Below are 25292 nucleotides of genomic sequence, written 5' to 3'. Positions count from 1 at the left end.
ATGGGGACGACCCGGAAAGGAGGTGGTCAACCCACGGGGGGTCTCAACACCAGGGTGTCGACCGTGGCGGCGGTGACGGCCTTCTGCGAGAACGGCCAAGGGGACTGCAGGCCCTTCGACCAGTTCTCGGTCTGGTCCGTGTAGTGCGGGCTGAAGGCGTGGCCGCTCGCTCCGGTGAGGTGGTTCCATGTGGAGGCGTCGAAGTCGGCGAGGTCGACCACCATCCGCATCGACGGCACCGTGGTCGTCGCGTAGGAGCCGCCGAGCGTCCAGCCGGTGGCATCGACGAGTGAGGATCCGCCGCCGACCGGATACGGCCCGCGGTTGAACAGCCACTCGATCGGCGCGATGCCGCTCTTGCCGAGCGTCTGGTGGGTGAGCGTGATCGCGTGCAGATCGCCCCAGCTCCACCGGCTCGGATCCGTCCCCTGCGCCTTCGCGAGCTCGTCGTAGGCCTGCTTCGCCGACAGTGCCAGCATCTCGTCCCGGCCCGTGACGCCGATCTTCGCGTTGGTCCACAGCGGGTCGTCCGGATTCTCGAGCATCGGGCCCACGATCGTGAACAGGCGTCCCTGCCCGTCCATCGGCAGCGGATGCTCGCGGTTCGCGAACAGGTTCAGCGCCAGGTGCTGCCAGAGCACATTCGCATAGGCCGCGGCGGGGGAGTCGGCCGAGGCCTGCGCATCCCAGGACTTGAGCAGTCCCACGGCCGCGCGCACGCCGGCGTCCTTCGAGGGAGGGAGCTCCTGCATCTCGGCGGCGAGCTGTTTGCCGATCCAGCTCTGCTGGTCGAACTGGATGTTGCGCATGTCCTGGGCGGTGAGCGCATGCTGCTTCGCGGTGCGCTCGATGAGCTCGGCGATCCGGGCGGCACGGTAGCCGTAGTCCCAGTCCTTGGAGAGGAAGTACGGATAACTGTCGGGGACGATCGCGTTGTTCGCGGTCACGATGTAGCCCTCGTCCGGGTTGTAGGAGACGGGGAGCTTCTCGAAGGGGATGTATCCGGTCCAGTCGGAGGTGCTCGTCCAGCCCGGCTGCGGGAAGTAGCCGTTGCCGGCGCCGCGGATCGGCAGACGGCCGGGCGTCTGGTAGCCGATGTTGCCCTTCTGGTCGGCGTAGATGAGGTTCTGCGCCGGGACGTCGAACAGGGATGCCGCGTGCCGGAAGTCGGCGAAGTCCTTCGCCGTGTTCATCGCGAAGATGGCGGTCGAAGTGGTGCCGGGATCCAGCGCCGTCCAGCGCAGACTCACGGCGTACTGACCGGGAAGGGCGTCGACGGTGGCATCGGGCGCGACGCCGGTCTCACCGCCGGGCGAACCCGCGTCGGCGCGACCCACGATCGGGGTCTTCGCGAGCGCGGTGAAGTCATCGGTGAGACCCGACACGATCGGACCGTGCACGGTCGAGCGGATCGTGAGGGTGATGTCGTCCCCGCCGGCGACCTTGACCGTCTCCGTGCGGGTCTGCAGCGGGACGCGCACGCCGTCGCGCCAGTACGCGTCGCCGTCGATCTTCTCGACGTAGAGGTCGGTCACGTCGGTGGTGAGGTTCGTGAACCCCCAGGCGATATCTGCGTTGTGCCCGATCACGATGCTCGGCAGCCCGGAGAACGAGAACCCGCTCACGTCGAACGGGCAGGCGGTGCTCACCGTGCGGCAGCGCAGCTGCATCTGGTACCAGACCGAGGGCAGCGCCGCGCCCAGGTGCGGGTCGTTCGCGAGCAGCGGCTTGCCGCTCGCCGTGAGGGACCCCGAGACCACCCAGGAGTTGGATCCGATCCCCTCGCCCGGATCGCCGAGCAGCGTCTGCACGGCCTCCAGGGTGCTGCCGGCGGTCGTCCAGCGCACCGACCCCGGGGCGCTCGCCGCCGCGGAGGTGCTCGGCGCAGGCGAGGCCGTCGGTGCGGCGCTGGGCGTCGAGCCGGGCGCGGGTGCGTTCCCCGTCGGAGCCGCGTCGGACCCCGTCGTGTCCGTCGCGCTCGCCGCACCGCTTCCGACCTGATCCACGGGGGTGATCGTCGGCACGATCACGGGGTGCTGGTCGAACGGGTAGGCCGGGTAGATCTCGTTCATGGTGGAGGCATCGACGGCGGGGGCGAGCAGCGCGCGCGTCGTCTCGTCCTCGATGTTGCCGCGCAGATCCCAGGCCATCGCCTTGAGCCACGCGACGGAGTCGGCCGGCGTCCACGGCTCGATCGTGTAGCCGGGGTTGTTCATGCCGACCACGGCATACTCGAACGACGCCTCGGCGCCCTTGTGGTCGGCGAGGTAGGCGTTCACGCCTTCGGCGTAGGCCTCGTAGTAGCCGCGGGTGGCCGGATCCATCGCCGCGACCTCCTTCTCGGCGATGCCGTGCCAGTTCAGCGTGCGCAGGAACTCGTCGGTGGCGACCTGGGAGGATCCGAACAGTTCGGCGACCCTGCCGCTCGTCACGTGCCGGCGGAAGTCCATCTCCCAGAATCGGTCCTGGGCGTGCACGAAGCCCTGCGCGAAGAACAGGTCATGGCTGTTGTCGGCGGTGACCGTCGGGATCCCGCGGTCGTCGCGCTGGACCGTCACCTGCGCCTGCAGGCCCTTGAGGGCGAGCTCTCCGGTGGTCTGCGGGAACGAGCGCTGCACGGTCCACACCAGGACCAGGGCGGCCGCCGTGGCGAGGACCACGATCCCCGCGATCACGCCGAACGCGACACGGCCGATGATCCGCCCGGCGCGGCGCCGGGGCTTGACGGCGGGTGCGGCTGACGACATCGCTGCTCCTTCGAGTGAGACGGAGTCTCACGGTCGGAAGGATCGGGTCGCAGCGCCGCGAGACGTCCTCGCATCCTAGCGCGCAGCGCGGCCGCAGCCGCCGGGCTCGTGCACCCCAGCCCGCGGCACCATCCACCGCCCCCCGTCGGCGCCGTCCACCGGAGCGGGCGCCGCCCGCGCCCCCCTGTGGCTCCCCTACTTTCCGAGTCGTCCCCGTCAGCGCACGCCATAGGCTCCGCTGACGGGGACGACTCGGATAGAGGTAGAGGTGTGCTGCGCGTCAGCCGATCAGGCTGGGCTGCAGGTCGCGCAGAGTGCGCTTGTGCGTCATCCTCGTCACGCCGATCATCGCGATCAGCAGCGAGCCGACCAGCCAGATCCCCAGCACGGCGAGGTCGGTCAACGCCCTGCCCACCTGGCCGCCGTACATGAGCTGTCGCATCGCGTCGACCACGTAGCCCATCGGCAGCACGTGATGCAGCGCGGCGAGCGGCGCGGGCAGGGTCTGCCATGGGAACGTTCCGCCCGCGGTCACGAGCTGCAGCACCATGAGCACGAGACCCACGAACTGCCCCACGGATCCCAGCCACACGTTCAGCGCGAGGATGATCGCGGCATAAGTGGCCGAGGCGAGCACCATGATGCCGAGCGCACCCCACCCGTTCTGGAACGTGAACCCGAGCGCCCAGGCGAGCACGCCGAGCAGGCCCACCATCTGCACGGCGCCGAACGCCGCGGGGGTGAGCCAGCCGGCGAGGGTGATCCGGATCGGCGAGTGCAGCGCCGTGACCGCGCGGCGGGAGATCGGCTTGATGATGAGGAACAGCGCGTAGATGCCGATCCACCCGGCCAGCGCCGCGAAGAACGGCGCGAGACCCTGACCGTAGTCCTTGGCGGCGGCGACCTTGTCGCTGGACACGTCGACCGGGTTCGCGATCGTCTTCGCCTGCTGCTCGCGCAGCTCGGGGGTGGACGAGGGGATCGCGTCGACGCCGGACTTCAGGCCGTCGCGCAGCGTGCCGATGCCCGTGCTGAGCGTTCCGAGGCCGTCGTGCAGGCTCTTGGCGCCGTCGCGGGCGGTGGTCGCACCGGTGCTCAGGGTCGCGGCACCCGTCGCGGCGGTCTGCGCGCCGTCCGCGAGCTGCTGCGACTTGTCGGCGAGCGTGGCGCTGCCGGACGCGACCTGAGCGCTGCCGTCGGCGAGCTGGTCGATCTTGCCGACCGCGCCCTGCACCTTGTCGTTGCCGCTGCGCAGATCGTCGCCGAGCGGATCCAGCTTCGCCAGGACCGCGTCGATGTCGGCCTGCGACATGCCGCGGTCCGCGAGCGCGGCGGCGATGTCGCTGCGCGCCTGCGGGAGCGCGTTCGTCGCCTGCTGCACGAGGGATCCGGCCTCGTTCGCGTATTGCGCGATCTGCTGGTTGCCGGCGCTCACCTGCTGGGCGCCGTTCGCGAGGGTCGCCGCGCCGGCGGCGAGCTGCTGCGAGCCGTCCGCGATCTGCGCGGTGCCACCCGCGAGCTGGGATGCGCCGTCAGCCAGCTGGGACGTGCCGTCGGCGAGCTGGCCGCTGCCCGAGACGGCGGTGTTCGCGCCGTCGTACAGCTGCGACGCGCCATCGGCCGCCTCCCCGAGCTTGCCGCGGACGTCGCTGAGACCGGTGAGCAGCTTGTCCGCCGCCTCCTGGCCGACCATCTCGGCGACGGATCTGCGGATCTTCTCGACCGCGCCGGATCCGATCGACGACGCGAGGTAGTTGTTCGCGTCGTTGGTCTCGAGCTCGATCCTCGCCTGCTTCGGGGTCGTGCCGGAGGCGGACAGCAGCGCTTCGGAGAACGTCTTCGGGATCGTCACCGTGAAGTCGACGTCGCCGTTCTTGAGCGCGGAACGCGCGGCGCCCGCGCTCATCCGGTTCCAGTCGAACGCCTTGCCCTCGACGAGGTTGTCGGCGACCTTCTCGCCGTAGTTCGTCGTCGTGCCGTTCGAGGTCGCACCGGTGTCCTCGACGACGAGACCGACGGGCACCTCGCTGAACTTGCCGTAGGGATCCTGGTTCGCCCACAGGTAGAGCCCGCCGTACAGGATCGGCACGGCCATCAGGGCGATCAGGGCGATCACGGCCATGGGGCTCGCGGTCAGGCGGCGCAGCTCGGCGCCGATCATCGCGGGGATCTTCATCGCGCGGCTCCGTTCTCGGTCTCGGGGTCTTCGGTGTCGGTGTCTTCGGGGGCGGGCGCTTCGACAGGCTCAGCGACCGGGTCAGGCTCAGCGACCGGATCCGGCTCAGCGACCGGATCGTCTTCCTCGTGGTCGTTGAGCGAAGACGCCGCAGGCGCCTGAGACGAAACGCGGTGCTGTTCCGGTTCCGGCTCCAGCTCAAGAACCGGCTCCGGTTCGGGCTCCGGATCCGCGTCCCTCACGGTGGTGGATCCGGTCACGTCGGCGAGCGGGCGCACCGGCACCGTGGCGTTGGACGGGTAGCTGGTCTGGAGCGCCTCCGGGAGTCGCTCGATGACCGCGGCCGCGGATCCGCCGACGATCACGAGCACCGCGAAGCCGCGTTCGGCGAACTCCGTGGCGATGCGCCACCAGCCCTCCGGGCGCCCGCCGTGTCGGTCTGGGGAGACCAGCACGAACCCTTCCACGTCGTCGCGCATCACCGCGAGCTCGGCCATGACGCGTACGCGCACGGACGGCTTGATCGTTCCGATCGGCTGCGCGGCGAGCTCGGCGAAGCCGATCTGCTCGAGCCAGCGCCGGGCGTGCAGCGGGGTCGCCGGGAGGCCGGCGAACATGAGCTCCTCGCCCACGACCGCGGCGAGCGTCACGCCCGGGTGCGGGTCGCTGACCTCCGGCGCGTCGACGAGCGCCATGCGGCGGCGCAGGTCGCGGTCGTTGCGCGTGCCGTCGATCGTGACCTCGCCCGTATCGGGACGCATGCGGCCGGTGGCGATGAGACCCAGCACGGTGGGCCGCAGCTCGGTCTCGGCGAGCACGAACCGGGCGTGGCCCGTCTCGATCTCGAGCGATGTGGTGGGCAGCGCGTGGCCCTTCTTGCCCTTGCTGACGTCGTGCACGGCGATCCTCATGCGCGGCCCTCCTCGGCGGGAATCGTGGCAAGCGTATCCGGCGCACCGGCCGCGGAGAGTTCGGGGTGTGCGGCGATCAACGTGTCGATCTCGCGCCAGCCGAGCCCCGCGATGCTGAGCACCGCGCGCACGGCGATGTCCCCCGCGACGGGGGAGGAGGCGTCGGTGCGGGTGACGACCGTGCGGGCGCTCTCCTCGATGAGGCGGGCGAGTGTCGGTGCGGCCATGTCCTGGCGGAGTTCGTCATCCTCCTGGCCGCGGCGGACGAGCGCCGCGAGCACGCGTCGCAGCGGTGCGAGGGCTGCGGCGGTCTCCTCGACGTGCGCCTCGTCGAGCGCGATCGCCGCGGCCACCTGCACATGCGCCGCCTCGCGCCACAGGTCTGCGGTGAGGCGCGCGAGCGCGATGCGGCTGTCGGCGTCGTCCACTCGCTGCGCGACGGCGTTGAAGCGCGCGGCGCCGGCGGAGATGAGGGCGTGCACGAGCGCGGTGCGATCGTCGAAGTGGCCGTACAGGGCGCGGCGGCTGAGGCCGGCGGCGCGGGCGATCTGGTCGACGGAGGCGTGCGGATCCACGGCCAGGGTCTGCGAGGCCGCGGCGAGGATGCCGGCCCGGTTCTCGGCGGCGTCCCTGCGCTGGCGGCGGGGTGCGGTGGTGTCTGTCACTGGACCAGTGTACGCCTAACCTGCACACGAGTGTGCAAGTTAGCTGAGTGTGGCGGATCCGGCGTGGAGAGCGACGAGACGCTCTCCACGCCGGAGACGGCTGAGGCTCAGCCCATCGCGTCGCGGACGAGGGCGGTGTCGACGAACTGCTCGAAGCGCACGATCAGTCCGCCCCGCACCACGAAGTGGTGAGCCACCCGCACGTTCAGGTCCTTGCCGGTCGCGTTGTTGCGGGCCGTGTAGCGGGCGAGCACGACGACGTTCTCGCCGTCGACGACGTAGGTGTCGTCGTGCGCGGTCCAGCCCGTCCAGTCCCGTCCCAGCACCTCCATCACATTCGCGGTGACGCCTTCCGGAGTGCGGTAGGTGCCGGCGAGCGGGAAGCCCGCCATCTCGGTCCACTCCACGTCGGGAGCAAGCGTCGCACGCAGGGCCGCGAGATCACCCGCGGCCGACGCGAGGTACTGCCTGCGGACGACGTCCGCGGGTTCGGTCGACTCGTTCAGCCCCATGACATCTCTCCCTTCGCGACCTTGGTGCCGAGCGACGCGGCGATCTGCAACCCGGCTTCGGGGTACTCGGCGAGCAGTGTCTGCTCGGCTGCTGCAGCGTCGACGGACGCGGCGACGATGTCCTCGAAGCGCTTCAGATACGCGCGGGTGTACTCGATCGCGGTGCGGTCGGTCGGCGCATCCGCGACGCGGTGACCGGCGACGACGAAGGACGGGTCCAGCGACTCGAATGCGTCGAGCGCGCGGAGCCAGCGGCTGCGGGCTTCGGAGGTCCCGGTGTCGGCGGTCCACGCGTGCAGGCCTTCGAACAGCAGGATCCCGCCGAAGATCGCGCGCTGCGCGGCGTCGTAGACGAACCAGCGGCGATCGCCGAGGTCGTCGCCGGCGCTGCGCAGCTCGACGCTGCGATCGTCGATGGCGATCTCGCCGCCGTCGAACGCGGTCAGCTCGACGAGCCGGGTGGGCAGGTTCGCGCCCAGGTGCGCCCAGGCCCGCAGCTTGCCCTCGTAGCTGTGCCGGATGTGCTCGATCACGTCGCTCGGAGCGAGGAACCGGGCCTCGGGGAACGCGTCAGCGATGACCTCGGCGCCGAAGTAGAAGTCGGGATCGCCGCCGGTCACGAGAACAGTGGTCAGAGTCTTGCCGGCGTCGAGGATCGCCGCGGTGATCCGGTGCCCATCGGCGCGAGTGAACCCCGCGTCGACGAGTACCGCCTCGGTCTCTCCGGTGACGAGCACGCTCGTCTTGTGCAGGGACGACGCCGGTGCGTCCAGGACGGTGATGGTGAGCTCGGTCATGTCGTTTCTCTGCGGAACTTTCTCTTCGAGTGGAGGACGGGTGACGGCGAATGTCTGGGACCTGTCACCCTCGTTGGTGTAAAACTATGCTCATGGCGGGCGGAGAACACGGTCCAACCGGGACAGAACGTGGTGAATTTCGGACATCGGGGGTGAGGCGGATCCCCTACTGCCCTGCGGATGCGCAGCGCTCGTCGATCGAGGTGACCACGATCGACCGGATCCGTACCCGTGCGGGGCTTGCCGAGTTCGCCGCCCTGCAACGACCCGATTTCGAACTGCTGCTCGCGATCGACCGAGGCGAAAGCACGCACGAGGTCGATTTCGCCCGATACGCGCTCTCCGCCGGCGACGTCCTCTGGGTGCATCTCGGGCAGGTGCAGCTCTGGGGAGACATGCGTCTCCTCGAAGGGGCTGTCGTCATGTTCAGTCCCATCGCCCTCCCCCCCGAGACCGTCGCGCTGCTCCGATCCCTCGGCGGGTTCTCCCAGAACCACTGGCCGGGCGCGACGACAGGGGGTGGGGCGTTCGCCGTCCTGCTCGCAGGTCTCACCGCACTCGCGACGGAAGCTCCTGGCACCCCGGCGATCGCCCCGCAGGCGCTGACCCACGCCGCGAGGCACACGCTCGCAGCGGCGTTGCTCGCCCTCGCCGGTTCGACAACGACTCGCGCCGTGCCGGAGGCGGAGCCACCGGAGGCGTTCCACTGGTTCTTCGACGAGGTCGAGCGCAGCTTCGCGGAGCATCGCACGACGGCCTGGTATGCGCGGCGCCTCGGCTATTCGGAGCGCACGCTCAACCGGCTCGCGCGGGCGCACGCGGGAACCAGCGCGAAGGGTCTCATCGACCGTCGCGTGATCCTCGAGGCGAAACGCCTCCTGGCCCATGAACAGATCGCGGTCGCCGCGATCGCCGCACGGCTCGGCTTCGACGATCCCGCGAACTTCTCGAAGTACTTCCGCCACCGCACAGGAACCACGCCAGGAGCGTTCCGGGGTGGCGAACGCGAAGAGACACGCGGTCCCTGAGTGGGCGCTCAGGCCAGGAGCAGCCGGAGTCCCTCGAGCACGGCGCCCGCCCCGGATGAGGCGAGCGCCTGCGAGACCGCGGGCTGGGTGACGCCCTCCGCAGCGGCGAGCTCGCGCTGCATGATGCCCAGGTGGCGGCCGTAGGTGAGCCGCCGGGTGCGGGGGCTCATATCGGTGATGAGCTGGTCGCGGGTCAGCAGCGCGATATTGGCCTGGCGGGCGAGGAGGTGCGTCGCCTCGGGCTCGGCCTCGTGGGCGATCACCCAGGTGCGCGCGCCGGGCACGGTGCGGCGCTGGAGGGCGTGCGTGTGTTCGATCGCTGCCCGCGCGGCCCACCAGCCCGGCCCCTCCGGGAGGCCCCCCGCGGCAGTGGGTATCTCCTCGACGGGGCCGATGCCCACGCCGAAGCGGCAGTCGACCGCCTCCGGCAGCGCGAGCCGCAGCAGGGTCAGCGCTGCGAGCGCTCTATCGAGCGTGAGGTAGAGTCCCTGCTGCTCGTCTCCCACGGTGGGTCGGAGCGGGCTCGCGGCGAGAGGCCTGTCGGCCTCGACGCGCGCGATCGCGTCATCGAGTGCGTGCTGGGCGTCCGAGCGGTCGTCGAGGCTGCGGGAGCCGACGATGTCGAGGATCACGGCGATCATGGGCAAAAGCTTATCACTGATTTTTGATGAAGATAAGTCTTTTGCTTTTTCTTCGGATCCATTCGGGGAGGGCTGATGCGCCCTCCACGCTCAGTCCGTGCCGGAGTCGAACGCGGCGCCCTCGTTCGCCGCGTCCACCGCGTCGGCCAGGGCCTCCTCGGTGTCGGCGAGGGTCGTGCCCTCGACCGCGGCCGCGATCTCGCCGGACTCGCCCGCCGTCACGCGGCCGACGAGCTCGCCCGTCGCACCGCCGACGAGGCCGAGGCCCGCGTACTGCTCGAGGCGCGCACGGGAGTCGGCGATGTCGAGGTTGCGCATCGTGAGCTGGCCGATCCGGTCGACCGGACCGAAGGCGGCGTCGCCGACGCGCTCCATCGACAGCTTCTCCGGGCCGTACGAGAGGTTGGGGGAGACGGTGTCGAGGATCGTCCAGTCGTCGCCGCGGCGCAGGCGGATCGTGACGGTGCCCGAGATCGTGGATCCGACCCAGCGCTGGATGGACTCGCGCAGCATGAGCGACTGCGGCTCGAGCCAGCGGCCCTCGTACATGAGGCGCCCCAGGCGCCGGCCCTGCTCGTGGTACGTCGCGAGAGTGTCCTCGTTGAGGATGCCGTTGACGAGGCGCTCGTAGGCGATGAAGAGCAGCGCCATGCCGGGGGCCTCGTAGATGCCGCGCGACTTCGCCTCGATGATCCGGTTCTCGATCTGGTCGCTCATGCCCAGGCCGTGCCGGCCGCCGATGCGGTTCGCCTCGAAGACGAGCTCCACCGGATCCGTGAATTCCACGCCGTTGAGCGCGACGGGGCGACCGCCGGCGAAGGTCACCGTGACGTCCTCGGACTCGATCGCGACGGAGGGGTCCCAGTACTTCACGCCCATGATCGGGTCGACCGTCTCGAGCGACACGTCCAGGTGCTCGAGGGTCTTCGCCTCGTGCGTGGCGCCCCAGATGTTGGCGTCGGTCGAGTACGCCTTCTCCGCGGAGTCGCGGTAGGGGAAGCCGTGAGCGACGAGCCACTCGCTCATCTCCTGGCGCCCGCCGAGCTCGGTGACGAAGTCGGCGTCGAGCCAGGGCTTGTAGATGCGCAGGCGCGGGTTGGCCAGCAGGCCGTAGCGGTAGAACCGCTCGATGTCGTTGCCCTTGTAGGTGGAGCCGTCGCCCCAGATGTCGACGCCGTCCTCCTTCATGGCGCGCACCAGCAGCGTGCCGGTGACGGCGCGGCCGATCGGCGTCGTGTTGAAGTAGGTCTTGCCGCCCGAGCGGATGTGGAACGCGCCACAGGACAGGGCGACGAAGCCCTCCTCGACGAGCGCGGTTTTGCAGTCGATGAGGCGCGAGTCCTCGGCGCCGTACTCCAGCGCGCGCCCGGGGATCGACGCGATGTCGTCCTCGTCGGGCTGACCGAGGTCGCCGGTATACGTGTAGGGCACAGCACCCTTGTCGCGCATCCACGCGACGGCCACGGAGGTGTCGAGGCCTCCCGAGAAGGCGATGCCGACGCGCTCGCCGACGGGCAGGGACTGGAGGACCTTGGACATGGGATCCAGTCTATCGGCGGCGTTTCGCGGGTTTCGACGGGGTGGATGTCGGCCTTGAGGGCCCGGATCAGGCGCCCCGTTCGTCCGCCCGATCGTGCTGCGGCGCGGCGTGACGTGCAGCGGCCCGCGTGTACTGACGGATCGAACTGAATCCCGATCGCTCGACGACCTGGGTGAGGGTGAGTATCTGCGGGGTGAGGCGCTCGAACTCGGCGATGCGGCGCTCTTCGATCTGTCGGCGAGGGGTGGTTCCGAACGTACGGAAGGCCGCGTGGACGTGCCGGGCGGTGCTGGAGAGCTCCCGGGCGAGCCGGTTGACGTCGAACGCCGGGTCCCGGAAGCGCGACTCGATCACGCCCTGCGCGGCGGTGAAGAGATCATCCCGGTGCACAGCATCGGCTGTGCCCGACAGCGTTCCGGCTTCTTCCAGAGCGCCTGCGATCAAGTGCTCCAGCGCATGACCGACGTGCGTGCTCGCCGGTGCCGCCTCGGGGTGGCGGAGAGTCGCGTTCGTGAGCGCCATGAGGCCTTGCATGGTGCCGTTGTCGACGGACAGCGGCTCGTGGAATCGGAACCGATGGCTTCGCGGGCTGAGGAACGTCGGCGTGAGGTGCCAGACGAAACGGGCGGTCGCGGCGCGAGTGCGGGCAGAGGTGGGTGCGTCACCATCGAGCAGGACGAGTTGTCCTGCTCGAGTTGTGACGGTTTCGCCGTCGACGGTGAAGTCGAAGCCGCCCTCCACCGTATGCACGAGATAGATGCGTTTCGGCGCGCGAGAGAGATCGTAGGTCGCTTTCGCCGACCATGCTCGCCCCACCCCGTAGCCGGGTTGTTGAGACACCTTCGCGAACAGCGTGGGATCGATGATGCCCGTCGGCGTCCAGCCGAAGTCATCGCACTGCTCCGCCGCTTCTTCACCCATTCTCAGGGTGTCAGGACGTTCCCGTTCGTGATTCTTGCGCCGTGCCCCGCGGCTCGTCTCCGGGGTCACCGAGGCCTTCGAGAAGGTCTAGGAGTAGAAGAAGAACGCATAGACAGCCAGTATGAGGCCGGCCCCAACAAACACGCCAGCAACGATTCGAGAAGCCCGCATGAACGGACTTCGCCCCTCGTAGTAGCGACGAGCGTGGCGCCGGCGTCGTCTCGCGCGTCGATGGGCCGCTGCTCGAAGTTCTCTTGAGATCTCGTGCCGGACGGTCATACGGGCCTCTTGTTAGTCGGTAGCAGTGAATTGCTCCCGCCCCAACAGCCGTGTGTCCGTGACGCCGCCCCCAAGGCCGTCCGGCTCCCAGCGAGGGCAGGACGAGCAACCCACAGAACCCTACGGGCGGTCGTGTGGTGGGCATCGAGCCGTCCAGAAAATGACCGAATGCCCGCCATTTCCTCCGGATCGAGTGGCGCGTGACCGGTCGCATGCGAATGTCTTCTGCGGGACGAGGCGATCGCGCCCGTCAGCAAAGGGGAGACAGGAATGACGAGCGAAGAGGCATACGCGGCCAGAGCAGAGGCGACGGGCAGGAGCGTGAGGGTCCCCTCGCGCATCAGCCGGCGCACCATTGTGAAAGGTGCCGCGTGGAGTGTTCCCGTGATCGCTGCAGCGGCGGCAGCGCCCCTCGCGACCGCATCGGTCGCCCGTTTCGATCTCGTGTACGTGTCCGGTCCGACCGCGAACACCACTCAGGTGGCGCGTGGTCAGACGCCGTGGGCGGACCTGATCTTCCAGAGCGCTGGGCCCTCGCCGGCGCCGAGCGTGCAGATCACCGTGAGCGTGCCTTCAGCCAACAACAACCCGGCTGCAACACTGGCGCTCCCGAACTCTGGGGCGACCGCCGGATGGACGCTTGCGAATACGTTCCAGCAAGGAGGACGTGACTACTACACGTTCCTCATGGCGCCGGTGCCCGTCGGGCAATACGACTTCAGGTGGGCTCATGTCGTTGCGGGCCCAGTGAACACGTCCTACGCGTTCCAGATGAACCTCGAAGTGACGGGTGGCGAGACCAATACGGGAAACAACGGCGGCGTACATCAGTCGGGTCAGATCTTCGTCGTGGCCTAACTCGAGCGAGTCCCTTCACGGTACGAAAAGTGGCATAGCGCTGAAGAAAGAGGCGCCTCTCTCCCGTGCGCTACCCCTCCCCGTCGCGCGCGGGAGAGAGGTTCGCATGTGAGGTGAGCGGGATCGTGAGCCCAGACTCCAATCCTCTCGATGAGGGCTCATAGCGCGTGGTGCCCGGTGGAGCCGGTCCGCAGGGAGGGTCGGCTCCACTCAGCTCCCGCGCTTGCGGGAGACCCAGATCACGCCCGCGCCCACGACGAGGATCGCGACGGCGATCCCGACGATGTAGCCGGCGACGCCGAGGTACTCGCCGGGGACGAGTCGGGGATCCAGGAACGGGTAGGGGTACCAGCCGGTCTCGCCCGTGCGAGGGCTGATCACGAGGTTCGCGCGGATCAGCGTGTACACGGCCCAGACGATCGGGAATGCGGCGATGGCGCCCAGCACACCCCAGCCGAGGCAGCGCCGACGCGGGGCGAGCAGCACGTCGGCGAGCAGGAAGAGCGGCCCGACGACGTGCATCATCTCGTTCGCCCACGCCACCGTGGAGCCCTGCGGCAGCTCGATGCCGCGCAGCAGCGTGTTGTAAACGATGCCCGTGACGATCATGTAGGTCGAGGTGCAGGCGAGCAGGATCGCCAGCCCGCGCGGCTCGACCGCGTCGTCCCCAGATCCCGTCGCGGAGGGGGCGATGCGCAGCCCCCAGATCGCGGCGAGGATCAGCGCCACCGCGGACAGCACGTTCGATTCGATCGTGAAGAAGCTGAGGAAGTTCGCCACGACGGTCGGCACATGGGAGCCGTAAGGAGTGGTCGCCTGCAGTGCGATGCCCAGGGTCACGATGAGCTGGTGCGCGACCGCGGCGAGGATCGCGAGCGCTCCGACGAGGCGCACGATCGACCACGTCCTCGTGCCGATCGCGAAACGGGCGGGGCGGGTCAGGGTCTGCTCCGGCAGAGACGTGTGCATTCCTCGAAGATATCGGCGCGCCTGCCCGAGCAGAAGAGCGTGCGGAGACGGTCGGTGCGACCGCCAGGACCCAGAGGGCCGCCGGGCCTGGATGGTGGTCGCGCAGGACGTGGGCGAACGGTGCGCCAGGTCGAGACGAAAGGCAGACGCGCCCGCATCGCGCCCCTTCCTAGCATCGGAGCACTCCCGGATCGGATCCGACCGGTCAGGGATCCGAGCACGTACGAGAGAAGGAGGCCGCATGTCTTTGACAGCTGCGACCGTGTCGATGCAGAACAACCTGGCCAGCGCGATCGAGAGGGGCCGGGAGCGGATCAGCGATTCGCTGACGGTCCGTCAGGACGGCTTCTGGTGGATCATCGCGATCGCGATCGCCGTGGTCATCGCCCTCGGGCTCTTCACCGCGTGGTTCATCTACTGCCGGAGCCAGGGCGGATGGCCGGCCGTGGACATGCCCGCCTGGGAGAGGGGCGGCACCTGGAAGATGTACTGCCGCTCCTAGGGTGACGGTGCAGACGATGGGGATGGCGGTGCTGAGCGCGCAGGCGCTCACCAAGAGCTACGGGGCGAAGACCGTGCTCCACGACGTGTCGTTCACGCTGCCGTCGGGGCGCATCCACGGTGTGCTCGGCCCGAACGGCTCCGGCAAGACCACCGCCCTCCACATCGTCGCCGGCCTCGTGTCGCCCAGCCGGGGAAGCGTCCGCATCGCAGGGGTCGATGTCGGGGACAAGAGGAGCCGGCGCGAACTGGGGTTCGCGCCCGACGATCTTCCGCTCCCCGGCGTGCTGACCGGGCGCGAGTACCTCCGCTTCCACGATGCGATGCGCGGCAGGGACGACGAGGGACGTGCCCTCGCGCTCGCCGAGGCGCTGGGGATCGACGCCGATCTCCCGTCCGCGGTCGCGGAGTACTCCCATGGGATGCAGCGCAAGCTGCAGCTCATCGCGGCCGTCATGCACGAGCCCTCCCTGCTCCTGCTCGACGAGCCGTTCCGCGGTCTCGATCCCGACGCGGCCGCGGCGGTGCGGCGCCTCCTCCTCGCCTACGCGCGAGGGGGACGCGCCGTGCTCGTCGCCACACACGACATGATCCGCGCGGAACGGGACTGCGACGAGGTCACCATCATCGATCGCGGTCGGATCGTCGCGACCGGATCGCCCGCCCGCCTGATCGCGGACGCGCCCGCCTGCCACTCGCTCGAGGACGTCTTCCTGCACGTCACCGGACGCCGGGACGACGCCGAACGACGGGCCGAGCGGATCGCCACGATCTTCACCTGACATCCATTTCGAACGAGAGGCCCCCATGACCACGGGTATCCGATTCCTCCTGCACTGCCTCGCCGGCGGCACCATCGGCGTGTGCACCGTCTTCTTCGCCCTCGTCGGCGCCCTGGTGATGGCGTTCTTCACCAACAGGGACGTCGTGATCCCCGGGATCATCCGCATCTGGAGGTCGACCGAGAACGGCGCCGTGGCTCTGAACTTCGTGCCGGATGCCGTCGGGATGGTCGTCGCGGGCGCCGCCATCGCGGTCGTGTACGTCATCGTGCGAATGCTCGTCGGGCGTCGCCCGCGTCGAGCCCGCGTCGCCGAGTGACGGCGGCCGGATGAACGGCCTCCGCCGCATCGCCGCGGTCGGCGCAGCCTCGCTCGTGCTGTGGACGAGGGAGGTCGCCCGACTCCTCGGGACCACCACGCGCACGGTGCGGATCGGGGCGGCGACAGGCGGTGTCGTCGCCGCCCTGTTCGGGCTCGCGCTGGCCGTGGTCGCCGGGCAGCAGCTGACCGCGGAGGTGCCCGAGGAACTCCGGTCCTCCCTGGTGCGCACATCCTTCGCCGCGGCCGCACTGACCGCGGGGCTGGTGGCCGTGGTGCTGTGCGTGTCGGCGCCCGCGCGCACGGCGCTGCAGAACCTCTTGGATCTGCTCCCCGTCAGCCGTGCAGAGGCCAGGATCGGCCAGCTCGCGCCGGTGCTCGGCGCCGGCCTGCTGTACAGCGCCGCGCTCACCAGCACCTCGGTCGTGGTGATCGTGCGCACGAGTCCCGGCGCGGGCGGGATCGTGCTCGGGCTCCTCGCGTACGCACTCCTCCTGATGGCCGTGCTCCTGCTGACGGTCGGGCTCTTCTCGCTGCTGCAGACCGCCGGTCGCGCGGGGGTGCGGCTGCCCGCAACCTACGCCTCGACGTTCGCGGGAGTGCTCGCGGTCGCCGCGGTGCTCGCCGCGACCGCGCCGGACATCCTCGCGCCGCCGTCCGCCGGCGCCGCGGGATGGTCGCCGGCCGAGCTCCTGCCCTCACGGACCTTCGCCCGAGCAGCGGTCTCGTTCGATGCCGGATCCGCGGCCGGGGCTGCCGTCTGGATGCTGCTCGCCGCACTCGTGCTCTGGGTCGGCTCCCGTCAGCGCAGCCCCGAGGGAACGCGCGCGGGTGCGCCCCTGCTGCGCGGATCCCGCCCGCTCGCGAGGAACCCGTGGTTCGGCCGGCTGTGGCTCGAACTCCTCGTCGCCGTCCGGAATCCGCAGTTCCTCGTCACGGCCCTGCTGCTTCCGCTGGGAGTGGTCGCGGTCGCCGCCCTCCGGCAGGTGCCGGCGGCCATGCTGATCGTGCCCGCGCTGGCCGGTGCTCTTCCGGTGCTGCCCTTCGTGCTGGCCGTGCAATCCGTGGGCCGGACCGTGTCGGTGCACTGGGTTCCGACCCTCGCCGCGGGGTCCGGCGCGCCGTGGCGGTGGCCGAAGGCGCTCGCCGCGGCGATCGCAGGATCCTTCCTCGCCATGCCGGTGCTCGTCGCGGTGCTGGCGACCGGGCTGATCCCTGTCGCGCAGCTGCCGGATGTGCTGCTGCGCTGCCTGCTCGGGCTCGTGGCCGCGCTGCTCTGCGGCGCCGTCGTTCCCTACAGCGAGGATCAGCCGCTCTCGGCCACGGTGGGCGGGTTCCTGCTGGCACTGCTCTACATGTCCTCGACGCTGGCGGTCGGCTGGACGACCAGGAGTGCGGCGCCGGGGACCGATCGACTGCTGTTCGTGGCGGTCGTGATCGTCTTCGCCGGGCTGTTCGCCGTGGTCGCCGCACGCCACGCCTCTCGCGAGCCCGGTCGTGCATAGGATCCGCCGGGTCCGCCGTACGGGAGTCCTCCTCGTGGACGGGCGTCTGGAGTGCCCGGAGCTCGGGCTGCGCGTGGAGGCGTCCTCACCCGAGGCCGCGTCCTCCGGGCTGTGCAGCGACGAACTTCTCGTCTCCGTCGGCACTCGGTCGTGGCGGATGCCGCCCTGGTTCACGACGGGGGCGAAAGCCCTTCCTGCGGGCATCGTCGCGGCGGCTCTCGCGAGTCTGGGGCACTTCGGCGCGGGGATGGGCCTGCTCCTCGGAGCCCTCGGCGGCGCTCTCGTGATCGGCATCGCGACCGGGTACCTGGGTCTGGCCGCCGTGTCGATCATGGGGCTCGTGTTGCTCTGTTCGGTGCTGGTGCACGAGCTCGGGCACGTCCTCGCGTACCGGATCCTGATCGGCCGGCGAGCGCCCGCGGTCCTGGTGGTTCGAGGGGCGTCCTGCCGGCTCGTCCGCCTGGCCGGCGCGAGGGCGCGCGACGCCGCCGTCATCGTCGCGGGTTCCTTGGCCCCGGTCGTCGCGGCGCTGCCGCTGTGGTTCCTCTTCGTGCAGGCCCCGGCGCTGGTGATCCTCACGACTCTCGTCGCGCTCGGGCATGTCGTCGGACTCGTCATCCCTGTCGGCGACGGTGCGGCCCTGCGGGAACTCGCGCGCCGCGACTCCGCGACCACGGCGTGAGGTCGGCCGGATCGACCACGGATCCGGTTGTCCCCCGAAGAGGGGACAGGGGACTCGCAATATATCAGACGGCACGCGCTACAGTAGGGCAGGGGGTATTAGTGACCGGTGTCCAGAAACGAGAGGGAGCCGTTGCGGGCGCGCGCCCGGAGGGGCCGATGGCGGCGCCGTGCGTGACGATCGTGTCCGCGGACACCCTGCTCGCCGCAGCGCTCTCGACGCTCCTGTGCGAGAAGGGCGTGTTCGACGTCTCGGCGGCGAAGTCGTTCGAGGACGTCACCGCAGGGAACCCGGATCGACCCTCCGCAGTCGTCTACGACCTCTCCGGCGCCGGACCGCTCGATCCCGGCCCGATCGCCGCGTTCACGGCGGGAGAGCGGAAAGCCTCGGTCATCGTCCTCACGACGAGTGAGAGCTTTGATGTCGTTCCCGCCCTGCTCGATGCCGGCGTCCGGGGGATCGTCGGGCGCGACGCCGATGCCGATGAGTTCGTCACCGCCGTCACCGAGGTCGCGGGCGGGCGGATCTTCGTCTCCCGCGGGATGATGGATCTGCTCGTGGCGCACGTCGCCCGCTGTCCGGTCAACCGGGCAGCCGCGCACCTGCAGGACGCGGAATCGCTCGCACCGCGCGAGCGCGACATCGTCCGGCTGCTGAGCACGGGGATGACCAACCGCGAGATCGCGGCAGCGCTGCACGTCTCCGAGGGGACGGTGAAGACCCACCTCGGCAGGGTCATGGTCAAGTGGAGCGTGCGCGACCGGCTCCAGGTGGTGCTGCGGGCGATCGGCCGGCTGCACGTCACGGCTGCGGATCCCGGTGACGGCGCCGAGTGCTCAGAGGGCCCTCGCTGAGACGTCGTCTCAGGCTCAGGGGTAGCGGGTCAGCGCCTTGGTGAAGTCGTCGACCTTCTTCTCGCTCAGCATGTAGCGCCCGACGACCGTGAGCCGCAGGCCCTCGAGCGGTTCGCCCGTGCGCTGCGCGGTCTGCTCCCGCGAGGTGCGGTACTCGCCGGTCGTGTCGTTCGCGAGGTCGGTGATGTCGGCGTAGAACCAGCCGGGATCCGGCTGGTCGTCGCTGAACCACTCCCAATCCACCTGGGATTCCGGGGTGGCGCCTCCGTACATCTTCGAGATCATCGCGGGATCCACGCCGCTGCCGGGGTCGTTGAACGCGACCATGCCCCGCCAGCCGTGCTGCGTGATGACCGACTCGATGGTCTGCATGACCTCGAGCTTGTGCGCGTAGCCGGTCACCGGCGTCGTCGTCGCCCAGGTGTCGGAGGTGAACCGCACCAGCATCGACTCGCCGCCGTAGCCGTTGCGCTCCGGACGCTCCTGCGCGTCGGCGGACTTCACCCACTGCAGGCCGTAGGCCGCGGTCAGTCGAGCGCGCACATCCGCCATGGTCTCGTCTGCCAGCAGCTGCAGCTGCTCGAGGGACTGCTGGTGCAGATACCGGCTCGGATCCTGGTCCTTGATCCCCGGGTAGGCCTCCCAGAGCTTCTGCTTGTCGGTCTTGTGACCGTCGTAGGATCCGGTCGCGGCGACGCGGATCGCGCTCAGGGCTCCCATCGTCCCGACGTTCAGGACGAGCGCGATCGTGAGCGCGACGGCGCCCAGCACGCGCCCGGCCTTCGTCGCCAGCGCGGCGATCGCGAGGCCCAGCACCACGAGCTGGAGCACGAGCATGGTCGCCCCGAAGAAGGCGTCGGCCGCGCCGATGGCGAGCAGGATCACCATGAGCACCGCGAACCCGATCGCGGCGCACAGGGCGATCCAGCCGAGCGGGCTCTTCCTGGTCGGGAGCGGGGTGGGCTCGCCCGGGCGCCGCGCTTCGTCTCGGTCGCCGGGGGAGTCGGTGCTCGACGGCCCCGACGGGGCGGCCGAGGGCGCGAGCGGGACGGCCGTGCCGAGCAGGGCCCGGCGGGCACCGCGGTAGCCGCCGGGCGGCGGGACGGGAGGGGCGCCGGCGGAATCCGACACGTACCGGGGCGGATCGTTGCGCTCTACCATGGCCTGTCCGTCCCGCTGCTGCCGCCGTCTCCCTGGTCGCTCTGCTGGTTCTGCTGGCGGTCCCGCTCCCCCTGCTGCAGCTTCTGCTGCAGCTCGTCGAGCTTGCCCTGGTCGGGCTTCGGCTGCGGGTTCTGCGGATCCTGCTGCTGCGGATCGGGGTTCTGCTGCTGCTGTTGCTGGTCCTGCTGCTTCTGCTGCAGCCTGTCCTGCTGGTCCTTGTTCGACTGGCTCATGTCGCGCTGCGGATCCGGAGACTGCTCCTGCGCCTGGGCGCTGTCGCACTCCTTCGGCCGGTCCGCGTTCACCTGAAGCGCCTGCGCGTAGAACTCGAGCGCCGTGGCGTGCTGCTGCGCGTCGGCCGCCGCATCGCCCTCGCGCTCGAGCACCAGGGCGAGGTTGAATCGTACGGCGCAGACCTCGAGCCCGTGCGCGAGCTTCAGCGACTCCTCGAACTTCTTCTGCCCGGCCGCGAGCTTTCCGGACTCGGCGAGGCCCACGCCCTGGTCGAAGGGGGCCTTGTACGGCTCGAACCAGTTCGCCGGGTTCAGGCCCTCGGCAGCGCTCACGGATCCGGTGTAGTCGCCCGCTACGTACGAGACGATCGACTGGTAGGCGAAGGCGTACAGGCTCACGACCTTGCCGACGAAGAGGGCGGCGACGAGCAGCAGCGGCAGCGAGCCCCACGCGATCCACCGGCGCACGACACGGCGACGCCGGTTCGCGGCGAGCAGCGCGTGCGCGGCTTCGGCCCCTTCGCGCCCTTCGTCTCGCTTCGCTCGCTCAGGGACCGGTGGTGTGGTGGTCGTCATGCGTCACCTCCCGGCGAGGTCGGCCGCCCTTCGTCTCGCTTCGCTCGCTCAGGGACCGAGAGCCCGCGCATCCGCACGATCAACATCGTCGCGCGGGCGATCTCTGCGCACAGCAGCGCGACGATCACGAGCGCCACGATCCAGCTGAGATCGGTGGGCTGGGTGAGCGGATCGTCCTCGCGGTAGGCCGTGGTCGATTTCGGCGCGGGAGGCAGCGTGATCTTCGCGTCGGCCGCGCGGTGCTCGTACGTCACGCCGAACTCGGCCGCGATCCGTTGCAGGTTCTTCTCGTCTATGCGGCTGAGGGCGTCGGAGCCCTGGTACTGGATGTACTGCCCGGTGCCTGCAGAACCGGTCCCCGAGCCCGTCGAAGGGCCGACCGCGCCGGTCGTCTCGCGCATCGGGCCGCCCTTGTCGGTGCCGTAGCCGAGCACCCCGCCCCCGGAGATCAGCTTCTTCGCGCTGTCGAACGGCTCCGGCTCGGTGGAGACCGTCTGCTCGCCGTCGCCCAGGTAGAACACCATCCGCGCCCGATCCGGCGAGGCCTTCTGCGCGTTCTGCAGGGTCTGCGTGAGCAGCGCGTTCGCGATGCCGATCGAGCTGCCCTTGGACTGCCGGGTCACCTCGGGCTGCAGCACCTCGACGGCCGAGACGAGCGCGCCCGTGTCGGTGGTCAGCGGGAGCCGCAGCACCGCGTTCGCGTCGAACGTGATGAGCGCGAACCGAGCCCCGGGGTAGGTCTCGGCGATGCGGCGCACGTCCTCGCGGACACCGGCCATGCGCTGATCGGCGGTTCCGCCCTTCGTCGAGGCGCCGGCGTTCCAATCCTCGGCGACCATGCTCGCGGTGGTGTCGATCGCGATCACCACGTCGGTCGCGGAGGCGAGGGTGCGCACGTGCCCTCCCGGCACGCCGGGGCGCAGCAGCAGCACGCCGCACGCGAGCACGAGCACGACGCGCAGCGCCCAGATCACGGGTCCGGCGCCGGATCCGGCGGACAGGCCATGGCGCGCGGCGCGCACGAGCATCCAGACCGCGGCGCCCAGCACGGGCAGCACGATCAGGATCACCAGGAGCGGTGCGAGGACGGGCTGGAGGATCACAGGCGCACCCTCCACAGCAGGACGACGAAGCCGAGTGCGATCACGATCAGCGCCGCGATCCAGAGCTGCGGCACATCGGCCCAGATGACGGTGGCCTGCCCCTTGAGCTGGGTCGCCTCCTGCTTCTGCACCTGGGCGATGATGTCGCCGACCGTCGTCGTCTCCCGCAGCGCGTAGGCCTTGCCGCCCGTCGCCGCGGCCGCATCGGCGAGGGTCTTGCTGTCGGGCTGGTCGATGCCGTCGACCGGATTGATCGTGTAGAGCCGGATCTTCTTCGAGGCCGCGTAGTCTGCGGCCTCCTGCAGCGTGACGATCGGGGATCCGTTCAGCTCGTTGTCCGTCGCGAGGATGATCGAGCGGGCGCGCTGCTCGTCGGCGTGATCGAAGCGCAGGGCGCACGAGGCGAGGCCGTCGCCGATGAGCGAGGCGCCGACCCCGTTCATCGTGCCGACCCACTGCTCCGGGATGTCGGTCGAGTAGTCGAGGCCCTTCATGAGGCTGCGCAGGTGCTCCTGGATGAAGGCGTAGTCGTCGGTGAGGGGGAAGACCTGCACCGCGGAGCTGTTGAAGATCGTGAGCCCGACGCGCTCGCCCTTGAAGCCGTCGGCGAGTTTGTCGAAGATCGAGACGATCTCCTTGTCGACGTCGGTCATGGATCCGGAGACGTCCAGGCACAGCATGATGTCGCGATTCGTGGACACCGGCTGGATCGTCTTCTGCGCGATGGGACGCGCCGCCACCACGCCGCCCAGCACGACCGCGAGCACGCCGAGGGCGACGACGCCGGCGAGCGCCGCCTGGCGCCGGCGCACCGCGCGCTGGAACGCCGGCAGCGAGCGGATCCGCTCGGCGCGCGCGATCGGCGCGCCGCTCGTCGCGGATCCGGAGCCCCGGCGGCGCAGACCGAGCAGCACCCCGAGCGCGATCGCGAGAAGCAGGGCGCCGACGACGGCGAGGAGGATCCAGATACTGGCTAGTACCACGTCGTCACCACCGTCCGCGCGGCGTCGGCGCCGACGAGCGCCCCTTCGACAGGCTCAGGAGACGGGGCGGCGCGCCGGAAGATGCTCGGGTAGTAGTTGCGGCCGATCGCGTCGATGAGCGAGGGGTGCACGCCCAAGCGCACGAGGTCGTCGAGGGCGAGCACGGGCGCCTCGATGCCGCTGTACTCGTTCACGAAGCCGCGGACCACGCGGCTGAGGTCGAGGTTGGCGCGGCGGGCGTCGGTGAGGCCGGCGCGGTAGTCCGCCTCGATCTGCGCGATCGTGCCGAGGTACTCCTGGCGCAGCACCGTCGCCACGTCGGTGGGGGGAGCCGGCACCGCGGCCGGCGCGGCGAAGGCGATCGCGCGGCGTGGCCGGGTCAGCACCACGACGAGCCAGGCCAGCCCGGCGATCAGGGCCAGCACGCCGATCGCGAGCAGGATCCAGCCCCACCCGTACTGGGCGGGTGGGTACAGCTCATCCGTGCCGGACATGCGACCTCGCATCCAGCATCCGCAGGAGCGCTCCGACCGCCTCGTCCTGTTCGGCGAGGGGGACGTGGGTGATCTCCAGCCGGCGCAGCAGCGCCTCGGTATGCGCGACGTCCGCCGCGTCCGCCGCGTGCAGCTCGGCGGCCAGCTCCGGGTCGCCCTGCAGGAATTCGGGGATCGCCCAGCGCGTGGCGACGTCGCGGCGGGCGCGCTGCGGGCCGGTCCCTGAGCCCGTCGAACGGGCCGGGCGCGACTCCAGCACGGGTTCGGCGTCGCGCAGCGTGATCCACAGCACGTCGTGCTGCACGCGCAGGCGCCGCAGCAGCCGTTCGGTCTCATCGGTGACGGGGGCGTCGTCGGTGACCACGACGACGATCATCCGCCGGGCGATCGTGCGCGCGATGTAGGAAAGCAGCGCGTCGCGGTCGCTCGGAGCGGAGGCGGCGTCGACCGTACGGTCGATCGTGCGCAGGGTGTGCTCCAGGGCGGCCTCACTGCGGCCGATCTCACGCCTGCGGACGCCGGCGGAATCGCCGCTGACCAGGCAGAAGTCGTCGCCGTGCCGCAGTGCGAGCAGTCCCAGCACGCCGACCGCGAGAATCGCGAGATCCTTCTTCGGCTTCTCGTCGTGCGCGAGCGCGGTCATCGCGAGACCGGTGTCGACCGCGAACAGCACCGTGTGCATGCGGGTCGCGAGCGAGCGTCGCACCACGGGGGAGCCGAGCCGGGCCGTCGCCTTCCAGTCGATGTCGCGGATCTGGTCGCCGTACTCGTAGGCGCGCAGGTCATCGAAGTCGAGGCTGTGCCCGCGCAGCAGCGACGCGTACGCGCCGTCGAGCGCGTGCGTCGACTTGCGCGTCGAGTCGATGAAGAGCTTGCCCTTCACCGGCGTCAGCAGGCTGGCCATGGTGTCCTCCGGTCCCTGAGCCTGTCGAGGGGTCAGGGGGTCGGCACGGCGCCGAACACGGCGTCGATGACGTCTTCGCTGCGGACGTTCTCGGCCTCGGCCTCGAACGTCAGCAGCACGCGGTGGCGGAGCACCAGGTGGCGGAGGTTCCGCACGTCCTCGGGGATCACGTACGAGCGCCCGGCGAGCAGCGCGAGCGCGCGGGAGGCCGCCAGGAACGCGATGGATCCGCGCGGGCTGGATCCGTACTTGATGTAGCCGCCGAGCGTCTCGCCGATGTACGGCACCGGGTTTCGCGTGACGTAGACGAGCGAGACGATGTAGTTGCGGATCGCGGGGTCGACGTAGACGCGCGAGGAGATGTCCTGCAGCTGCTCGACGTCGGCGAGCGAGATCGTCGTGGTGGCGTGCCGATCGGGATCCAGTGCGCCGGAGTCGATGCGCGCGAGCACCTCGAGTTCGTCGGCCGGGCTCGGATACTCGACGATCTCCTTGAGCAGGAAGCGGTCCATCTGCGCCTCGGGCAGTTCGTACGTGCCCTCCTGCTCGATCGGGTTCTGCGTCGCGATCACGAGGAAGGGGCGCGGCACCCGGTGGATCTCGCCGCCGATCGTCGTCTGCCGCTCCTGCATCGCCTCGAGCATCGCGGACTGGGTCTTGGCGCTCGAGCGGTTGATCTCGTCGAGCAGCACGAAGTTGGCGTGCACGGGGCCCAGCACGGTGCGGAACGTGCCGCTCGCCGCATCGTAGATCTGCGTGCCGGTGATATCGCTCGGCAGCAGGTCGGGCGTGCACTGGATGCGCTTGAAGTCGGCCTTGACCGTGTCGGCGAGGGTGCTCGCCGCCGTGGTCTTGGCGAGACCGGGCACCGACTCCAGCAGGATGTGCCCGCCGGCCATGAGGGCGAGCAGCAGGCTCGTGCGCAGGCGCTCCTGCCCGACCATGCGGGCGGAGTACGCCGTCGACACGGTGTCGAGGATCTGGCGGGCGCGCGCCATCTCCGCCTCGGTCGGGGCGGGCTTCGCGTCGCCCGGCGCGGATGGGGCGGGTGTGCGCTCAGCGGACGGAGCGGCGGGCGGAGCGCTCGCCGCAGGCGGCGGCGCGATGGGCTGCTCGCGGTGCATGCTCGGCGCGGGCGGCATCGGCGGCGCG

The 25292-nt window shown here is 70.2% G+C and carries 25 protein-coding genes; 8 read left to right on the top strand and 17 right to left on the bottom strand.

Translation table 11 applies throughout. From position 1 onward, the window contains the following. Window positions 1-26 precede the first annotated feature (26 nt). From CQ044_RS18530 to CQ044_RS18505, 6 genes are all read right to left on the bottom strand, one after another. Complete coding sequence (locus CQ044_RS18530) at window positions 27-2747, bottom strand: penicillin acylase family protein (RefSeq protein WP_105689830.1); 2721 nt, start codon at window positions 2745-2747, stop codon at window positions 27-29. A gap of 280 nt (window positions 2748-3027) precedes the next feature. After that, window positions 3028-4923 (bottom strand): YhgE/Pip domain-containing protein, encoded by a 1896-nt coding sequence (locus CQ044_RS18525; RefSeq protein ID WP_105689829.1) that lies wholly within the window; start codon window positions 4921-4923, stop codon window positions 3028-3030. Then, entirely contained in the window at window positions 4920-5834 is a 915-nt protein-coding gene (locus tag CQ044_RS19690; RefSeq protein ID WP_181158387.1) for a hypothetical protein, read from the bottom strand. Before CQ044_RS19690 ends, CQ044_RS18525 begins: the two co-directional genes overlap by 4 nt. Further along, window positions 5831-6499 (bottom strand): TetR/AcrR family transcriptional regulator, encoded by a 669-nt coding sequence (locus tag CQ044_RS18515; RefSeq protein WP_105689828.1) that lies wholly within the window; start codon window positions 6497-6499, stop codon window positions 5831-5833. Before CQ044_RS18515 ends, CQ044_RS19690 begins: the two co-directional genes overlap by 4 nt. Window positions 6500-6606: 107 nt before the next feature. After that, window positions 6607-7011 (bottom strand): nuclear transport factor 2 family protein, encoded by a 405-nt coding sequence (locus CQ044_RS18510; protein ID WP_105689827.1) that lies wholly within the window; start codon window positions 7009-7011, stop codon window positions 6607-6609. After that, a complete protein-coding gene (locus CQ044_RS18505) occupies window positions 7002-7808 on the bottom strand; it encodes an MBL fold metallo-hydrolase (protein ID WP_105689826.1) in 807 nt (268 codons plus the stop codon). The genes CQ044_RS18510 and CQ044_RS18505 overlap by 10 nt, the downstream gene beginning before the upstream one ends. Before the next feature lie 152 nt (window positions 7809-7960). Between CQ044_RS18505 and CQ044_RS18500 the strand changes: the two genes are divergently transcribed. Further along, the gene (locus CQ044_RS18500) at window positions 7961-8836 is read left to right on the top strand and encodes a helix-turn-helix domain-containing protein (protein ID WP_219844997.1); all 876 of its coding nucleotides are present in this window, start codon (window positions 7961-7963) and stop codon (window positions 8834-8836) included. 8 nt (window positions 8837-8844) lie between these two features. Here the strand turns inward: CQ044_RS18500 and CQ044_RS18495 are convergent, their stop codons facing one another. From CQ044_RS18495 to CQ044_RS18485, 3 genes are all read right to left on the bottom strand, one after another. Continuing rightward, the gene (locus tag CQ044_RS18495) at window positions 8845-9477 is read right to left on the bottom strand and encodes a SatD family protein (protein WP_105689825.1); all 633 of its coding nucleotides are present in this window, start codon (window positions 9475-9477) and stop codon (window positions 8845-8847) included. 90 nt (window positions 9478-9567) lie between these two features. Then, window positions 9568-11016: an argininosuccinate synthase gene (gene argG, locus CQ044_RS18490; RefSeq protein WP_105689824.1), complete on the bottom strand. Its 1449-nt coding sequence runs from the start codon at window positions 11014-11016 to the stop codon at window positions 9568-9570. A gap of 67 nt (window positions 11017-11083) precedes the next feature. Continuing rightward, window positions 11084-12007, bottom strand: a complete 924-nt coding sequence (locus CQ044_RS18485; protein WP_146116833.1) for a hypothetical protein — start codon at window positions 12005-12007, stop codon at window positions 11084-11086. A 480-nt stretch (window positions 12008-12487) separates the two neighbouring features. Here CQ044_RS18485 and CQ044_RS18480 point away from each other — a divergent pair, with 480 nt between their 5' ends. Next, entirely contained in the window at window positions 12488-13075 is a 588-nt protein-coding gene (locus CQ044_RS18480; RefSeq protein ID WP_105689822.1) for a hypothetical protein, read from the top strand. Between the two features lie 210 nt (window positions 13076-13285). Here CQ044_RS18480 and CQ044_RS18475 read toward each other — a convergent pair whose 3' ends face one another. Then, window positions 13286-14044: a Pr6Pr family membrane protein gene (locus CQ044_RS18475; protein WP_181158386.1), complete on the bottom strand. Its 759-nt coding sequence runs from the start codon at window positions 14042-14044 to the stop codon at window positions 13286-13288. Window positions 14045-14285: 241 nt separating this feature from the next. On the opposite strand from CQ044_RS18475, the gene CQ044_RS18470 reads away from it, so the two are divergent. From CQ044_RS18470 to CQ044_RS18445, 6 genes are all read left to right on the top strand, one after another. Next, a complete protein-coding gene (locus CQ044_RS18470; RefSeq protein WP_146116832.1) occupies window positions 14286-14546 on the top strand; it encodes a hypothetical protein in 261 nt (86 codons plus the stop codon). A gap of 1 nt (window position 14547) precedes the next feature. Next, a complete protein-coding gene (locus CQ044_RS18465) occupies window positions 14548-15327 on the top strand; it encodes an ABC transporter ATP-binding protein (RefSeq protein ID WP_105689820.1) in 780 nt (259 codons plus the stop codon). 25 nt (window positions 15328-15352) lie between these two features. Next, the gene (locus tag CQ044_RS18460) at window positions 15353-15646 is read left to right on the top strand and encodes a hypothetical protein (RefSeq protein ID WP_105689819.1); all 294 of its coding nucleotides are present in this window, start codon (window positions 15353-15355) and stop codon (window positions 15644-15646) included. Between the two features lie 10 nt (window positions 15647-15656). After that, window positions 15657-17150, top strand: coding sequence for a hypothetical protein (locus CQ044_RS18455; RefSeq protein ID WP_105689818.1), 1494 nt, complete (start codon window positions 15657-15659; stop codon window positions 17148-17150). Window positions 17151-17184: 34 nt separating this feature from the next. Beyond that, window positions 17185-17832 (top strand): hypothetical protein, encoded by a 648-nt coding sequence (locus CQ044_RS18450; RefSeq protein ID WP_105689817.1) that lies wholly within the window; start codon window positions 17185-17187, stop codon window positions 17830-17832. 173 nt (window positions 17833-18005) lie between these two features. Next, window positions 18006-18686 (top strand): response regulator transcription factor, encoded by a 681-nt coding sequence (locus CQ044_RS18445; protein WP_181158385.1) that lies wholly within the window; start codon window positions 18006-18008, stop codon window positions 18684-18686. A gap of 15 nt (window positions 18687-18701) precedes the next feature. On the opposite strand, the gene CQ044_RS18440 is transcribed toward CQ044_RS18445, so the two are convergent. From CQ044_RS18440 to CQ044_RS18410, 7 genes are read right to left on the bottom strand one after another with little or no spacing between them, the layout of a single operon-like run. Next, window positions 18702-19847 (bottom strand): hypothetical protein, encoded by a 1146-nt coding sequence (locus CQ044_RS18440; RefSeq protein ID WP_105689815.1) that lies wholly within the window; start codon window positions 19845-19847, stop codon window positions 18702-18704. Further along, complete coding sequence (locus tag CQ044_RS18435; RefSeq protein ID WP_105689814.1) at window positions 19841-20656, bottom strand: hypothetical protein; 816 nt, start codon at window positions 20654-20656, stop codon at window positions 19841-19843. The genes CQ044_RS18440 and CQ044_RS18435 overlap by 7 nt, the downstream gene beginning before the upstream one ends. Beyond that, on the bottom strand, window positions 20653-21759 hold the full coding sequence (locus CQ044_RS18430; protein ID WP_105689813.1) for a VWA domain-containing protein: 1107 nt from the start codon (window positions 21757-21759) through the stop codon (window positions 20653-20655). The genes CQ044_RS18435 and CQ044_RS18430 overlap by 4 nt, the downstream gene beginning before the upstream one ends. Then, window positions 21756-22742: a VWA domain-containing protein gene (locus CQ044_RS18425; protein ID WP_258133369.1), complete on the bottom strand. Its 987-nt coding sequence runs from the start codon at window positions 22740-22742 to the stop codon at window positions 21756-21758. The genes CQ044_RS18430 and CQ044_RS18425 overlap by 4 nt, the downstream gene beginning before the upstream one ends. After that, window positions 22733-23236 carry a hypothetical protein gene (locus CQ044_RS18420; protein WP_105689812.1) on the bottom strand — a complete coding sequence of 168 codons (504 nt, stop codon included), beginning with the start codon at window positions 23234-23236 and terminating at the stop codon, window positions 22733-22735. Before CQ044_RS18420 ends, CQ044_RS18425 begins: the two co-directional genes overlap by 10 nt. Next, a complete protein-coding gene (locus tag CQ044_RS18415; RefSeq protein ID WP_105689811.1) occupies window positions 23220-24140 on the bottom strand; it encodes a DUF58 domain-containing protein in 921 nt (306 codons plus the stop codon). Before CQ044_RS18415 ends, CQ044_RS18420 begins: the two co-directional genes overlap by 17 nt. A 32-nt stretch (window positions 24141-24172) precedes the next feature. Next, entirely contained in the window at window positions 24173-25138 is a 966-nt protein-coding gene (locus tag CQ044_RS18410; protein ID WP_045271362.1) for a MoxR family ATPase, read from the bottom strand. Window positions 25139-25292 lie beyond the last annotated feature (154 nt).

It is taken from the genome of Microbacterium sp. MYb64, from assembly GCF_002979495.1.
GTDB classification, from domain to species: Bacteria; Actinomycetota; Actinomycetes; order Actinomycetales; family Microbacteriaceae; genus Microbacterium; species Microbacterium azadirachtae_A.
The sequence above is the reverse complement of the archived record's forward strand: the minus strand, read 5'-3'. Positions and strand labels throughout refer to the sequence as shown.